This window comes from Sphingopyxis sp. (assembly GCF_965227415.1).
Classification (GTDB): domain Bacteria; phylum Pseudomonadota; class Alphaproteobacteria; order Sphingomonadales; family Sphingomonadaceae; genus Sphingopyxis.
The window spans coordinates 4,047,294-4,061,475 of sequence record NZ_OZ245749.1 but is presented as its reverse complement, the minus strand read 5'-3'; the positions used below and the strand labels follow the sequence as shown (position 1 = coordinate 4,061,475).

Genomic DNA, 14,182 nt, shown 5'->3' with positions numbered 1-14,182 from the left:
ACAAAAAAGGGACCGGCAATGCCGATCCCCTGTTCGTCCCGTGACAGGGCAACTTACATCTTCTTGCCGCTCCACGTCTCGGGATTGAACCCTTCGAGGGTGTCGCTCTTCGCGCCCGCAGCAATTTCGGCCTCGGTGAGAAACTTGATTGCAACGCCGCCAGCCTTGGTGTTGCCCCAGCTCAGTGCCGTGATGTGGCTGTCGCCATATTTGGCGCCGATGACGGCATCCGCGCCCATCTTCTCGCCGCGCTCCCAGATTTCGGCATAAATCTTTTTCTGCGAGGGCTCTTTGCTGAAGATCGTCGCCTTGCGAACCCCGGCGGTCACGACGCCGACGATCTTGTACGGCTTGTCGGTGATATCATAGGGAAAGACGGGCACGCCCATCTCTTCGTTAACCATGACATAGGTCGCTTGTTTCTTTGCCATCGCAGGCGATGAAACCGCCGCCGAGGCAATGGCCATCGCCGCAATAATACCCATCTTATTCATGCTTTTGCTCCCCCAATACGAGCCTTCTAGTTTGTCCGCGAAACTGCGCAGGTCAACAGAATTCTGCCTTGGCATTTCCTTCAGTTCATGGCCTAAGAACCGCTGGGTTAAGGGGGACAATCATGTTTTCGATAAATGCTGCAATCGCTGCGGCGTTGCTTCTGTCCGCAGCGCAGGAGGTGCCGACCGATGCCATCATCACGCCGGTCGGGGCGACAAGCGATGACGCAGTCGCTCCGATCGTCTTGCGGCGCGACACGCCGGTGCATTTCATGGTCGTGTCCGAAGTGACCACGAAAACCCATCTTGCCGGGCACCGCTTCAAACTGCGCGTCGACAAGCCGGTGACGATCGACGGCCTGATCGTCATACCCGTCGGAGCGACCGCGTGGGGCGAGGTGCTCGACGCCAAGAAGAGCGGCAACGTCGGCAAGGGCGGATCGCTCGAAGCACGGCTTCTCTATATCGAAAGCGGCACCATCCGCGTGCCGGTCAGCGGCACCAATACGGCCAAGGGCGCCAGCGCCGGGGGCGAGACCGCTCTCGGCGTGCTCGCGCTGGGTCCGCTCGGCCTGTTTGCAAAAGGCAATAACGCCAAGATCAAGGCCGGCGAGTTGATGACGGGCTTCGTCGAGCAGGACATCGAGCTGCCGCGACCGACGCTGGCAGCGCAGTGACGAGACTTTACGCAGCGTTGGCGGTTGGCGCCCTCGCGGTCGCCCTGCCGGCCGGCGGTCAGGACATGGTCGTCGTCGCGGCGCCTGCGCCAAAGGCAACACGGATATTGATTCCCGCCGGAACGGTTGTCGACCTCGTCACCACCAATGCCCTGTCGAGCAAAAGGAGCGTCAAAGGCGACCTCCTCTACCTGAAGGTCGCGGCGCCCGTACTCATCGACAGCATCGCGGCGATCCCCGAAGGAACAATAGTCGTCGCGCAGCTGACTTCGGCAGATCCCCGCGGCGCATTCGGGCGGTCGGGCAAGCTCGACCTGGCGCTCCTTTACGCCGAGCTGCCCGGCGGCACCGTCCGCATGAGCGGCACGCTGGGCGTTCGCGGCAAGAAGGATGCCGGCGACGGCGCAGCGACCGCGCTCGCCTTTCTGGCGCTGCCCTTCATTGCGACGGGGCGCAGCGCGGAAATTCCCGTCGGTTCCGAAGTATCGGGCAAACTCGATCGCGATCTGTGGATCGAGAGACGCTGACCGATCGCGGTACAGCCGGCGTGACCGCCCGCAGGTGACAACCCGTTCTGCCCTCGTTACAAACCCTTCCGGAGCAGCAGGGACTCGCGGGGCTACGACGAGCACCGCTGCATCATCATTGTGCTGAAGGTCGCCGGCACGGACTGCGAGCCGCACCGAACAAGGTGCGTTGCCATAGGGGGCGACTGACTGTGAAAAAAGCATCCGACCTGTTCATCGATTGCCTGGAAGAAGAAGGCGTCGAGTATATTTTCGGCGTTCCGGGCGAAGAAAATCTCGACTTTCTCGACAGCCTGTCGCGCTCGACGAAGATCAAGCTGATCCTGACCCGCCACGAACAGGGTGCGGGCTTCATGGCCGCGACCTATGGCCGCCATACGGGCAAGACCGGCGTATGCCTGGCAACGCTGGGGCCCGGTGCAACGAACTTCGTGACGGCGGCCGCCTATGCGCAGCTTGGCGGCATGCCGATGATGATGATCACCGGGCAGAAGCCGATCAAGAAGTCGAAGCAAGGCCGGTTCCAGATCCTCGACGTCGTCGCGATGATGGGGCCGATCACCAAATATACGCACCAGATGGCGTCGTCGGACAATATTCCGAGCCGCGTGCGCGAAGCCTTTCGCCTTGCCGAGGAGGAAAAGCCAGGCGCGGTGCATATCGAACTGCCCGAGGATATCGCCGACGAGCATACCGACAGCACCCCGATCAAGCGCAGCCATTCGCGCCGTCCGAACGCCGATGTGAAGTCGATCCGCGAAGCGGTGAAGGCGCTGGAAGCGGCGAAGTCGCCGGTCCTGGTGATCGGCGCGGGCGCGAACCGCACGATGACCAGCCGGATGCTGCTGCAATTCATCGAAAAGACCGGCATCCCCTTCCTGACCACGCAGCTCGGCAAGGGCGTGATCGACGAGCGGCACCCGAAATTCCTGGGCTGCGCGGCCTTGTCGGCGGGCGATTTCGTCCATCGCGCGGTCGAGGCGTCGGACTGTATCGTCAACCTGGGCCATGACGTGATCGAGAAGCCCCCCTTCTTCATGAAGCAGGGCGGGCCGACGGTGATCCATGTGTCGAGCAAGACCGCCGAGGTCGATCCGGTCTATTTCCCCGACATCGAGGTGATCGGCGATATCGCCAATGCCGTGTGGCAGATGAAGGAGGACATCGTCCCCAACGGCGGCTGGAAATTCGACCATATGCTCGCCTTCCGCAAAGCCGAGGTCGATCATACCGCGCCGCTTGCCGCCGACGCGCGCTTCCCGATCTTTCCGCCGCATCTGGTGCAATCGATCCGCGATGCGATGCCCGACGACGGCATCATATGCCTCGACAATGGCGTCTATAAGATCTGGTTCGCGCGCGGCTACACCGCATGCAAGCCGAACACCGTGCTGCTCGACAACGCGCTCGCGACGATGGGCGCGGGCCTGCCGTCGGCGATGATGTCGTCGATGGTCTATCCCGACCGCAAGGTCATGGCGATCTGCGGCGACGGCGGCTTCATGATGAACAGCCAGGAGATGGAGACCGCGGTGCGCCTTGGCCTCAATCTGACCGTGCTGATCCTGAACGACAGCAGCTATGGCATGATCCGCTGGAAACAGGCGAACATGGGCTTCAAGGATTGGGGCCTGACCTATGGCAACCCCGATTTCGTCAAATATGCCGAAAGCTATGGCGCCTACGGCCACCGCGTCGAAAGCGCCGCGCATCTGAAGGAACTGCTCGCGCACACGCGCGACACGCCCGGCGTGCACCTGATCGACTGCCCGGTCGATTATTCGGAGAACGACCAGATCCTCAACATCGACATCAAGAAGCTGTCGAAGGAACTTTAATTCTCTCAGCTCCTGTTCCCCGGCGAAGGCCGGGGTCCAGAGCGATCCAGCGCCAGCGTTGCGCGTTATAGCCCTGGGTCCCCGCCTTCGCGGGGATGACTGCGTCGGAGAATGATTGTGAAGTTGAAGGACGTCTATCCGCTCTATCTCAACAACAAGGCGGTGCAGCCGAACACCGATCTCGAGGTGATCGACAAATATACCGGCGAGGTCGCATTCCGCACCGCGCTCGCAACGCCCGACGTGATCGACGAAGCGATCGCGGGGGCCGTCCGCGCCGCCGAGCCGATGGCGCGGCTCGCGAGCTTCGAGAAGCAGGATGTCCTGAACCATTGCGTCAAACGCTTTCGCGAGCGGTTCGACGAACTCGCCTATGCGCTGTGCGTCGAGGCGGGCAAGCCGATCGCCGACAGCGAAGGCGAAGTGAGCCGCCTGATCGATACCTTCCGCATCGCCGCCGAGGAAGCGGTGCGCAACTATGGCGAGATCCAGCCGCTCGACATCTCGGCGCGCGCCAAGGGCTATATGGGGATGTGGAAGCGCGTGCCGATCGGCCCGTGCAGTTTCATCTCGCCGTTCAACTTTCCGCTCAACCTCGCCGCGCACAAGATCGCGCCGGCGATCGCGATCGGCTGTCCCTTCGTGATGAAGCCCGCGTCGATGACGCCGCTGGGCGCGATCATCATGGGCGAAGTCCTCGCCGAGTGCGACATCCTGCCCGAAGGCGCGTTCAGCATCCTGCCTGCAAGCCGTGCCGGCGCCGACCTGTTCACGACCGACGAGCGGCTGAAGCTGCTGTCGTTCACCGGCTCGCCAGGCGTGGGCTGGGATCTGAAGGCCAAGGCGGGCAAGAAGAAAGTCGTGCTCGAACTCGGCGGCAACGCCGCGGTGATCGTCGACAAGGATGCCGACCTCGACCATGCGCTCGCGCGGATCATCTTCGGCGGCTATTATCAATCGGGACAAAGCTGCATCCATGTGCAGCGCACGATCATCCACGAAGATATCTACGACCAGTTCCGCGACATGTTAGCTGCGAAGGTCAAGACGTTGAAATCGGGCGACCCGAAGTTGCGCGACACCTTCATCGGCCCGATGATCTCCGAAAAGGAAGCGCAGCGACTCAAGGGCTGGGTCGATGCCGCAGTGGCGGCTGGCGCGACCCTGCTCGCGGGCGGCGGATGCGGCGGCAACATGATGGAAGCGACCCTGCTCGAAAATGTTCCCGGCGACACCGACGTCGTCCGCGAAGAAGCCTTTGGCCCGGTGGTGGTCCTGTCGAAATTTTCGAAATGGGAAGACGCCCTGGCAGAGGTCAACGACAGCAAGTTCGGCCTTCAGGCGGGAATCTTCACGCGCGATATCCACAAGGTGCTCGAGGCGTGGGATCATCTCGACGTCGGCGGCATCGTCGTCAACGACGTGTCCTCCTATCGCGTCGACAACATGCCTTATGGCGGGGTCAAGGATTCGGGCCTTGGCCGCGAGGGCGTGCGCTTTGCGATCGAGGATATGAGCGAGATCAGGAATTTGGTGATCCGGCGGGTTTAGTCGCCGAAGAAATTTGTCATTGCGCGCGAAGCGAAGCAATCTCCCGCGAGCGTCATGATACGTCGATAGCCGGAGATTGCTTCGCTTCGCTCGCAATGACGAAGGCCGCCCGCATCGTCACCAAACCGCCGCAAAACTTTCTCCGAACTGTCGCGGCTTCGATTCCCACCCTGTAACAAAACTCCTGTCTATGCCGTGGGCAGCCGCAAGCTGTTTACGGAGTACGACATGGCCTCGATTTCGACCCTGCCGATCCCCGCCCGGTTCCCCGACCCTTTCACGACCGATCCGCATATTCCCGAACGTGTGATCGGCGAGCGCCGCAATTACCGCAGCGTGTGGGTCAGCGACATCCACCTCGGCACGCGCGGCTGCAACGCCGCGATGCTGATCGACTTTTTCGACCATGTCGATTGCGAGACGCTGTATCTGGTCGGCGACATCATCGACGGCTGGCGGCTCAAGAAGCGCCACTTCTGGCCGCCCGAGCATAATGACGTCGTCTGGCGGGTGCTGAAGCGCGCGAAGCGCGGGACGCGCGTCGTCTATGTCCCCGGCAACCACGACGAGATGATCAAACCCTTTGATGGCTTCGATTTCGGCGGCGTCGAAATCCGCCGCGAAGCGATCCACGAGACCGCCGACGGAAAGCGGTTGCTGGTCGTCCATGGCGATGATTTCGACGCGGTGATGCTGGCGCACCGCTGGCTCGCCTTCGTCGGCGACGCTGCCTACACCGCGCTGATGAAATGCAATGTCGTGGTGAACTGGGTCCGCAATAAGATGGGCCTGCCCTATTGGTCGCTGTCGATGGTCGCCAAGCACAAGGTCAAGAACGCGGTCCAATTCATCGGCCATTATGAAGAGGTCGTCGCGCACGCCGCGCGCGCACGCGGCGTCGACGGCGTCGTCTGCGGCCATATCCACAGCGCCGAGATGCGCGAGATCGACGGCGTCACTTACTATAATGACGGCGATTGGGTCGAAGGCTGCACCGCGCTCGTCGAGCATCATGACGGCACGATGGAGATCCTGCATTGGGCCGAAGAGGTTGCCGCGCGGTCGGCGCCGGCCACGCTCCAACTGCCTGCCCCCGCCCCCGCGCGCGCTGCATGAAAATCCTGATCGTCACCGACGCCTGGGAGCCGCAGGTGAATGGCGTGGTGCGGACGTTGCAGGCGACGATCGCCGAATTGCAGGCGGGCGGGCATGACGTCGAGGTGATCTCGCCCAACCTCTTCCGATCGATCCCCTGCCCCACATATGGAGAAATTCGGTTGGCGTTCGCCGGCCGCCGGACCGTCGGCCGACGTATCCGCGCTTTCGCTCCGCATGCCATCCACATCTCGACCGAAGGTCCGCTTGGTCTTGCTGCGCGGCGCTGGTGCCTCGACAACGGCTTTCCCTTCACCACCGCCTATCACACCCGCTTTCCCGAATATGTCGCAGCGCGGCTGCCGGTGTCGCCGGCGTTCGTTTGGCGCTTCATCCGCTGGTTCCATCGTCCTGCGCAGCATATCATGGTCGCAACGCGCAGCCTCGCCAGCGAGCTCGCCGGACAGGGCCTGACGCAGACGATGATGTGGGAACGCGGCGTCGATCACAGTCTGTTCCACAAGGACCGCGCCCCTCATCCGGCGTTCGATGGCTTCGCGCGGCCGATCCAGCTCTATGTCGGCCGCGTCTCGGTCGAAAAGAATATCGAGGCGTTTCTGGACACGGCACCGCGCGGTACGAAAGTGATCGTCGGCGACGGCCCCGCGCTCGCCGACCTGCGGACACGCTATCCGGAAGCCATGTTTCTCGGCAAACTCGGCGGCGAGACGCTCGCATCGGCCTATGCCGGCGCGGATGTCTTCGTTTTTCCGAGCCGTACCGACACCTTTGGCCTGGTGGTCATCGAGGCGCTGTCGTGCGGCACGCCGGTCGCCGCCTATCCGGTCCCCGGCCCCGGCGATATCATACGCGACGGCGCAGGAGCGCTCGACGACGATCTCGACAAGGCGATCGTCGGCGCGCTTGCATGCGACCGCGCCGACGCCGCAGATGTGAGCGCGTGCTATACTTGGTCCGCGTGCACCGCGCAGTTCCTGCGGGCGCTAACCTTCGTCCCCGCCGCAACGCCGGTCGACGTCGCGGCGGGCGCCCCCAGCCTGGCCTAGAAGGCCTTGCGCCACTCCAGCTCGATGTAGCGACCAAGCGGATCGGTATAGCCCGGCTGGTAATTCAACGGGACGATACCGTTGGCGTCGGTGATCTTGCGCTGGGCGTCGAACAAATTGTCGATCGACAGACGCAAGCGCGAGCTCTTCAGGAACGGCAAGGATTTCGTGATCTCGGGCTTCTGGCTGAAGTCCATGAAGAAACGCAGGTTGAAGGTCGCCAGATCGCCGAATTTCAGATCGCCCGCGCTGCCGCCGACCACCGTGCTGCCGCTGTCATATTTCGCGCTGACGCGGGCGCCCATGCCCTTGTAGAAGACACCGCCATCGAGCTCGACGAGGTGGCGGTTGCTGCCGCCGCCGCTGCCCGTTGCCGAGCCATTGAGCAGATCGAGTTCGGGGATTCCGGGACCGATCAGCACTTTGTCGGTCAGCTTGATCGTGTGGTAGAGCGAGACCTGCCAGCGGCCCCCCTGCGGTTGGCCGAACATGCCGCCACCGGGACCACCGCGACCACGAAACCCTCCGCCGCCGCCGGGACCACCCGGCCCACGCGGACCGGCACCGGCACCGGGAGGCGGGCCGCCCGGCCCACCGGGACCGGGGCCGCCGAGGCCGCCAAGACCGCCCGGGCCGCCGGCGCCCTGCTTCGGCTGCGCGAAGCTCTTGCCGAAGTTGAAGCCCCAGCGGATCTGCGAATTTTCGGCGCGGTCGTAATTCACCGGGCGCTGGTCGAGCGCGATCAGGACGCCGTTCGCGTCGCGGATGGCCCGGCCAGGGAACGCGGCCTCGATCTCGGGCGTCAGCAGCGGGAAATTGTTCGCCGTGTCATAGCTTTTGTTACGGTTGTAATTGACCGACAGGTCGAGCCCTTCGAGCATCGGCGGCGACCAGTTGAGCCCGATCTTGAGGTCACGGCGGCGCTCGGTAAGCAGGAAGGGATTGCCGCCGCTCGTCGTTGTAATGCGGACGGTCTGGCCGGTTGCGAAGTCGTAATAGGTGACGTCGGGCGTGGTCAACGGCGCCGCGCCGAGCTGCGTCACGCTGGGCGCGGCTTCGTCGCTGTTGAAACTGGTGACGATCGAGAAATTCTTCGACAACACCCAGTTGAGGCTCGCCCCCCAGCTTTTCAGCGTCTCGAAATCGCTCGGCTTTTGGACCTGTGCGCTGAGATTCGCCGAAAGGCGGATCGGCCAGGCATGATATTCGGGATCGAGCAGCGGGACATTGAGCGAGCCGAACACGCTGGGCAGGTCGCGCGACAATTCGGTCGTCGTGATCGTCGCGCCGCGTTCCGAGCGGCTGTCATAACGCAGCCCGCTGTAGCCGCCGGTCACCGACGCACGGATCGGTCCGGCCCAGCCGTCGCCAAGACTGCCCGACAGATTGACGTTGCTGCCGAAATTCTCGCTGCTGCTGTCGAAGCGGTCGCGCGAGGTGCCCAGCCGGTCGGTCAGGATGCGCTGGTCCGAATCGCCATAATTGCCCGTTGCCGACCAACGCCAGTCGCCAAGCATGCCGTTCACGCTCGCGGTCGCGGCGATATTCTGGGTGCGGCTGTCGCGGCGCAGCGGGTCGGCTACGCCGCCCGCGCCGGGGCCGAGCAGCGACAGCGAATCCGTCTGGTCGAAGCGCAGATTTAGCGATGCGTCGGTAACCTTGTCGAGGCTGCGCTGGATCGTGCCGTCGATCGAATAGGTGTCGGTCGCCGGCAGGAGGCTGCGTGCAGGCGCCTCGGCCGCGTCGTTCGTCGCCGGATCATAGCGCAGGTTGCGCTCGCTCTCGCGCAGCATCGTCGCATGTTCCCAGCCGGCATTGAGGTTCACGCGGCCGTTCTTGCCGATCATCAGGAAGCTCGGGTCGATTTCGCTCTGGAAACGGCCGCCCTGTGTCGGAATACCGCCCTCGGCCTCGACGGCAAGCTGGCGGAAATTCGGCTTGAGCACGACGTTGACGACACGCTCGTCGGCCGAATAGCCATATTGCAGCGCGACCTCCTCGGGAAAGATCTCGACCTTTGCGATCGCCTCGGGCGGCAGGTTGCGCACTTCGCCGAAGCCGCCGATGCGGCGGCCGTTGACGAGGATGATCGGACGTCCGCTGCCGCGCCCCCGCCCCGAGCGCGTTTGCGGCGCGAGCGCGTCGATCAGTTCGGACAGGTTCGATACGCCATAACTTGCAATCGCCGCCTCATCGAGTTCGGCCTCGGCCGCAATGTCGGTGTCGAGCTGGCCCGCGAGGCGCGGCGCCGTGACGATGATCTCGTTCTGATCGGCATCGTCATAGATGTCGTCGGAGGCCGACGCCGATACGGCAGGTTCGGCGGGCTGGCCCGCAGTATCGGCAGCCGCAACCGCAGTGGCTTCGGTTGCCGCCATCGCGGGCACTGCAAGCGAAGCGCCCGCCGCCAGCAGCAGCGCACGCGTGGAAAGGGAGAAGCGATATTTTTTCATCGGGGAGAGGCCTTGTTTCTTTTCTGTCTTGGTTTTTTCTTGCCACGCCGGGCGTTAACGCGCGCTGACGCCTGTTTTTGTCTGTCGTTCAGCTATGTCGCAATTGTCGCAACAATGTGTCGGGACCATGCTTGTTCCACGAACGACCCATATCGACCGCTGGACAGCGGCGGCGCGCCTCTTTATCGGCCAGCCATGCCGACTCCCGACTCTCCCGCCGCGCCTGAATCGATCCTGATCGTCGACTTCGGCAGCCAGGTCACCCAGCTGATCGCCCGCCGCGTCCGCGAAGCGGGGGTCTATAGCGAGATCGCCCCGTTCAACAGCGCCGCCGAAGCGTTCGCGCGGATGCAGCCCAAGGGCGTCATCTTGTCGGGAGGCCCCGCGTCGGTCACCGACGAAGGCAGCCCGCGCGCGCCGCAGGTCATTCTCGACAGCGGCCTGCCGATCCTTGCCATCTGTTACGGCCAGCAGACCTTGTGCGTCCAGCTTGGCGGTACGGTCGAAGGCGGTCATGCCGCCGAATTCGGCCGCGCCGACGTCGAGATCCTGAAGCCCAGTCCGCTTTTCGACGGTTTCTGGGACGTCGGCCAAAAATATCCCGTGTGGATGAGCCACGGCGACCGCGTGACCGAGGCGCCCGAGGGCTTCGAGATCATCGGGACGTCGCCGAACGCACCCTTCGCGATCTGCGTGAACGAGGCGAAGCGTTATTACACGACGATGTTCCACCCGGAGGTGGTCCACACCCCCGACGGCGCCAAGCTGCTGTCCAATTTCGTCCACAAGATCTGCGGCCTCGCCGGCGACTGGACGATGGCCGAGTTTCGCGCGAGCAAGATTGCCGACATCCGCGCTCGGGTCGGCGACAAACGGGTTTTGTGCGGCCTGTCGGGCGGGGTCGACAGCGCGGTCGCGGCGGTACTGCTTCACGAGGCGATCGGCCATCAGCTGACCTGCGTGTTCGTCGATCATGGCCTGTTGCGCCTCAACGAACGCGAGCAGGTCGAGCGTTTGTTCCGCGATCATTATAATATCCCGCTGGTCGTGGTCGATGCCGAAGAGCGGTTCATGACCGGACTTGCCGGCGTCTCCGACCCCGAGGCCAAGCGGAAGTTCATCGGCAAGACTTTCATCGACGTCTTTGACGAAGAAGCCAAAAAGCTGGGCGGCGCCGACTTCCTTGCGCAAGGCACGCTTTACCCCGACGTGATCGAAAGCGTCAGCTTTACCGGTGGGCCGAGCGTCACGATCAAGAGCCACCACAATGTCGGCGGCCTTCCCGAGCGGATGAAGATGGCGCTCGTCGAACCGCTGCGCGAGCTGTTCAAGGACGAAGTCCGCCTGCTCGGCAAGGAACTCGGCCTTCCCGACATCTTCGTCGGCCGCCATCCCTTCCCCGGCCCCGGCCTCGCGATCCGCATTCCCGGCGAAGTGACGAAGGCCAGTTGCGACATCTTGCGCAAGGCCGACGCCATCTACCTCGAAGAGATCCGCGCCGCTGGCCTCTATGACGATATCTGGCAGGCCTTTGCAGTGCTGCTCCCTGTCCGCACTGTCGGAGTGATGGGCGACTATCGCACCTACGATCAGGTCTGCGCCCTGCGCGCGGTGACCTCGACCGACGGCATGACGGCCGACATCTATCCCTTCGAAGCGGCATTTCTGAGCCGCTGCGCGACGCGTATCATCAACGAGGTGAAGGGCATCAACCGCGTGGTGTACGACTATACGTCCAAGCCGCCGGGCACGATCGAGTGGGAGTGACGGTGACAATCGATCAATCGGCATGAAGCATATCGATTGCTCGGCTAGGTTGACCTGACCAGATCTGAAAAACCGTCATCACTGGCAAGACCAGTACGACGGTTAACGTTGCCGGTATTGAAATCGGATCCGCAATAGACGGAATGTTTATGCTTCTTTGGCATCGACGGATTCATGATGTTGCCGCCGCTTCCGATACGCCGCCGCCGCGCATGGTTTATGGCCGTTATGATCGCTGCCGCGGCCGTGCCGACCGCCGCGCAGTGCGCCGTCGATACCGCTGAGCTTCCGGCGTCAAACATAAAGCCGGCATCGTTCCTCGGCGACATCTGCCGAAAGACGCCGGCTCGCACGGGTTCCGCAACCCTCGAGGCCACCCCGGCGGCGGCTCCACAACGACCGAGCGCGCTCGAACGCATGCGCATGAGCCAGGAAGGATCGGGCGCAGAACTGGCGAAACCGCTTGAGCCGGCCCCTTCAGCAGCGCCCATCATGGCCTACGCAACGGCCAATTTTCCGAGCGGGTCCGAACCGGCCTGCCCCATGATCGCGATCGAGCAGAGTTACGACAGCGCTTCAGAGCTCGGGACTGCGGCAATCGCCATCGACCATACGCGCTTCGATAACCGGTGGAACCGGGTACGCCGCGCTGCGCCGGGCCGCCTGATGCGCATCGAACTTCAAATGGCCGGCGCGCGCCGCGGCCTTGCAGAGACCGAAATACTCGAGCGCGTGAACCGCTGGGTTAACCACCGCGTCACCTATGTCACCGATGACCGCAACTATGGCCAAGGCGATGTCTGGGCTACGGCGTCGGAGACGATTGCGCGCGGCAGCGGCGACTGTGAGGATTTTGCGATCCTCAAGATGCAAATGCTGCGCGCGGCAGGCATCGGCGACGACCGCGTCAAACTCGTCCTCCTCCGCGACCTTGCGCTTGGCGCCGATCACGCGCTGCTCCTGGTCCGGACGGAAACCGGGTGGGTTGCGCTCGATAACATGACCGACCGCGTCTATGACGGCAGCCGGCCGATCGCAGTGCGGCCGATCATGTCGTTCAGCGGCGAACGCAGCTTTGTGCACGGTTATCTCGATCCGCCGCCGGCGCAGCGCTTCACGAGGATCGCGACGGATAGCCGGCCGCTGGCGCCAGCGGCAACAAACGACATGACCGCGCGCGCGGCAAGGATCGCTTACAAGGCGACCCGATATGATGGGGATCAGGAGAACCTGCTCGCATCGGGCGCCATCTTTGCGCTCATCAGCTGGCCGCTCGGCAGCGGGGTCTGACCCGTTACCCACGCCGGACCGACAAAGTTCAAAACTGGCGATATAGTGGCGCGGTGATCGCATTGAATGCGCCACGCCTGTTGCAAAAGGAACGGCCCCGATCTGTTGCGAAAGCGTCGCGACTCGGAAGGCCGATTCTCAGCTCCGCTTGGTTAAATGCAACGAGATAACTAACATATTTCCCTAATATTATAAGTGTATGACAGGTTGGGGACATTCCGACGTCCTTCCCCTCACCCCAAAGGATTGCGGTACCTTCACTTTATGGCCTGAACGTGCTAGCGCTAAGTCATTGCATTCTTGCGGATATGCCAAAGCGCACCTAGCGAGAGGGAGGAGGAGCTGGCCAAGCGGGCAGAATCCCGCGATACCTCTAAGGAGGTAATGGTGCGATTCTGCATGGATTCCGTAAGCTACTGGTATAACCATTATTGCAGTAATCAGTTTTGAAAGCAGGGTTCTTAACAAAACTTAACAGAAAGAAAGGAGGATCGGCGTAAGGTCGCCGTCGATCGAACCTCACAGGGTTGCCTTAACTGAGAATTCAGGGAGGCGGAGAATGTCGAAGGTAGTTTCCATTTCTATGCTCGCGAAAAATGAAATCGCGCGCGAGGGGCTAAAGCAGATATTGTCGGGGGAAAGCTTCGAGATCGAGGCGTCCGTGTCCGACGTATCCGGCTTATTGAATGCAGCGGGGCAAATCCTCAGCGACAAGCCCGACCACGTCATCATCATCGATGGCGCAGGCGGCAATGGACGTGACGCCTGCCGAGAGATCGCCGCGCGACGAACCGAAGCGCGTATGGCGCTTCTCCTCGATCATTATTCCTTCGAAGAAGTCGTCGAGGCGTTCCAGCTGGGCGCGGACGGTGTCATCATCAAGGAAATATCGTGCGCTCCGCTAGCGGAGTCGATCCGGCTCATCGCGATGGGCGAGAAGGTCTTTCCTTCGCAGCTCGTCACGAACATCAAAAACTGGATCCCTACGGCAACGTCGGGCGACTGGAAGGGCGCCGCTTCGGCGGTCGGGCTCTCCGATCGCGAGATCGAGATTCTCGAAAGCATCATGGCTGGCATGGCGAACAAGGTGATCGCGCGGCAGTTCAGCATCTGCGAGGCGACCGTCAAGGTTCATGTGAAAGCGATCCTTCGCAAGCTCGGCGTCGAGAACCGAACCCAAGCCGCCACTTGGGGAGTGAAAAATGGTTTAGGTGAACCGGTGCAGCTCAATTTGCGGGAGGTGAGGCCGGCGCGGGTTCTCCCCAGGCTGTCGCCGGTACACGGCCGGGCCGCCTGACGGCACGATTTCGGGCGGGAGAGGCGACGCCCCTCTCCCCTCCGCCAAGCCGCCTGAGCGGCAAGCCTCAGACCGGCTCGGGTTCCGCGTTATAAGGATAAGCAGCGCCGCCCGTCCGGGCGGCGT

The 14,182-nt window shown here is 62.8% G+C and carries 12 protein-coding genes; 9 read left to right on the top strand and 3 right to left on the bottom strand.

All coding sequences use genetic code 11. The annotated features are described in order from the left end of the window. Positions 1-53: 53 nt before the first annotated feature. Positions 54-494: a hypothetical protein gene (locus ACO055_RS19630; RefSeq protein ID WP_422060528.1), complete on the bottom strand. Its 441-nt coding sequence runs from the start codon at positions 492-494 to the stop codon at positions 54-56. A gap of 122 nt (positions 495-616) precedes the next feature. Here ACO055_RS19630 and ACO055_RS19625 point away from each other — a divergent pair, with 122 nt between their 5' ends. The 6 genes from ACO055_RS19625 (at position 617) to ACO055_RS19600 (ending at position 7,249) form a co-directional block, all read left to right on the top strand. Further along, complete coding sequence (locus ACO055_RS19625) at positions 617-1,171, top strand: hypothetical protein (RefSeq protein ID WP_422060527.1); 555 nt, start codon at positions 617-619, stop codon at positions 1,169-1,171. Then, positions 1,168-1,698: a hypothetical protein gene (locus ACO055_RS19620; protein WP_422060526.1), complete on the top strand. Its 531-nt coding sequence runs from the start codon at positions 1,168-1,170 to the stop codon at positions 1,696-1,698. The genes ACO055_RS19625 and ACO055_RS19620 overlap by 4 nt, the downstream gene beginning before the upstream one ends. A 191-nt stretch (positions 1,699-1,889) precedes the next feature. Continuing rightward, on the top strand, positions 1,890-3,536 hold the full coding sequence (locus ACO055_RS19615; RefSeq protein WP_422060525.1) for an acetolactate synthase large subunit: 1,647 nt from the start codon (positions 1,890-1,892) through the stop codon (positions 3,534-3,536). A gap of 111 nt (positions 3,537-3,647) precedes the next feature. Further along, the gene (locus ACO055_RS19610) at positions 3,648-5,087 is read left to right on the top strand and encodes an aldehyde dehydrogenase family protein (protein ID WP_422060524.1); all 1,440 of its coding nucleotides are present in this window, start codon (positions 3,648-3,650) and stop codon (positions 5,085-5,087) included. 228 nt (positions 5,088-5,315) lie between these two features. Beyond that, positions 5,316-6,203 carry a UDP-2,3-diacylglucosamine diphosphatase gene (locus ACO055_RS19605; RefSeq protein ID WP_422060523.1) on the top strand — a complete coding sequence of 296 codons (888 nt, stop codon included), beginning with the start codon at positions 5,316-5,318 and terminating at the stop codon, positions 6,201-6,203. Next, on the top strand, positions 6,200-7,249 hold the full coding sequence (locus ACO055_RS19600; RefSeq protein ID WP_422060522.1) for a glycosyltransferase family 4 protein: 1,050 nt from the start codon (positions 6,200-6,202) through the stop codon (positions 7,247-7,249). Before ACO055_RS19605 ends, ACO055_RS19600 begins: the two co-directional genes overlap by 4 nt. Here the strand turns inward: ACO055_RS19600 and ACO055_RS19595 are convergent. After that, positions 7,246-9,702, bottom strand: a complete 2,457-nt coding sequence (locus ACO055_RS19595; protein WP_422060521.1) for an ABC transporter ATP-binding protein — start codon at positions 9,700-9,702, stop codon at positions 7,246-7,248. The genes ACO055_RS19600 and ACO055_RS19595 overlap by 4 nt on opposite strands. A gap of 195 nt (positions 9,703-9,897) precedes the next feature. On the opposite strand from ACO055_RS19595, the gene guaA reads away from it, so the two are divergent. After that, positions 9,898-11,469, top strand: coding sequence for a glutamine-hydrolyzing GMP synthase (guaA, locus tag ACO055_RS19590; protein WP_422060520.1), 1,572 nt, complete (start codon positions 9,898-9,900; stop codon positions 11,467-11,469). Between the two features lie 44 nt (positions 11,470-11,513). Here guaA and ACO055_RS19585 read toward each other — a convergent pair whose 3' ends face one another. Continuing rightward, the gene (locus ACO055_RS19585; RefSeq protein WP_422060519.1) at positions 11,514-11,771 is read right to left on the bottom strand and encodes a hypothetical protein; all 258 of its coding nucleotides are present in this window, start codon (positions 11,769-11,771) and stop codon (positions 11,514-11,516) included. A gap of 190 nt (positions 11,772-11,961) precedes the next feature. Between ACO055_RS19585 and ACO055_RS19580 the strand changes: the two genes are divergently transcribed. Then, a complete protein-coding gene (locus ACO055_RS19580) occupies positions 11,962-12,759 on the top strand; it encodes a transglutaminase-like cysteine peptidase (RefSeq protein WP_422060518.1) in 798 nt (265 codons plus the stop codon). 583 nt (positions 12,760-13,342) lie between these two features. After that, positions 13,343-14,056 carry a LuxR C-terminal-related transcriptional regulator gene (locus tag ACO055_RS19575; RefSeq protein ID WP_422060517.1) on the top strand — a complete coding sequence of 238 codons (714 nt, stop codon included), beginning with the start codon at positions 13,343-13,345 and terminating at the stop codon, positions 14,054-14,056. The last annotated feature ends 126 nt before the right edge of the window (positions 14,057-14,182 follow it).

Coding starts and splice junctions, on each gene's coding strand:
- ACO055_RS19630 (WP_422060528.1), bottom strand. CDS start 494: ATGAATAAGATGGGTATTATTGCGGCGATGGCCATTGCCTCGGCGGCG.
- ACO055_RS19625 (WP_422060527.1), top strand. CDS start 617: ATGTTTTCGATAAATGCTGCAATCGCTGCGGCGTTGCTTCTGTCCGCA.
- ACO055_RS19610 (WP_422060524.1), top strand. CDS start 3,648: ATGATTGTGAAGTTGAAGGACGTCTATCCGCTCTATCTCAACAACAAG.
- ACO055_RS19605 (WP_422060523.1), top strand. CDS start 5,316: ATGGCCTCGATTTCGACCCTGCCGATCCCCGCCCGGTTCCCCGACCCT.
- ACO055_RS19600 (WP_422060522.1), top strand. CDS start 6,200: ATGAAAATCCTGATCGTCACCGACGCCTGGGAGCCGCAGGTGAATGGC.
- ACO055_RS19595 (WP_422060521.1), bottom strand. CDS start 9,702: ATGAAAAAATATCGCTTCTCCCTTTCCACGCGTGCGCTGCTGCTGGCG.
- guaA (WP_422060520.1), top strand. CDS start 9,898: ATGCCGACTCCCGACTCTCCCGCCGCGCCTGAATCGATCCTGATCGTC.
- ACO055_RS19585 (WP_422060519.1), bottom strand. CDS start 11,771: ATGTTTGACGCCGGAAGCTCAGCGGTATCGACGGCGCACTGCGCGGCG.
- ACO055_RS19580 (WP_422060518.1), top strand. CDS start 11,962: ATGGCCTACGCAACGGCCAATTTTCCGAGCGGGTCCGAACCGGCCTGC.
- ACO055_RS19575 (WP_422060517.1), top strand. CDS start 13,343: ATGCTCGCGAAAAATGAAATCGCGCGCGAGGGGCTAAAGCAGATATTG.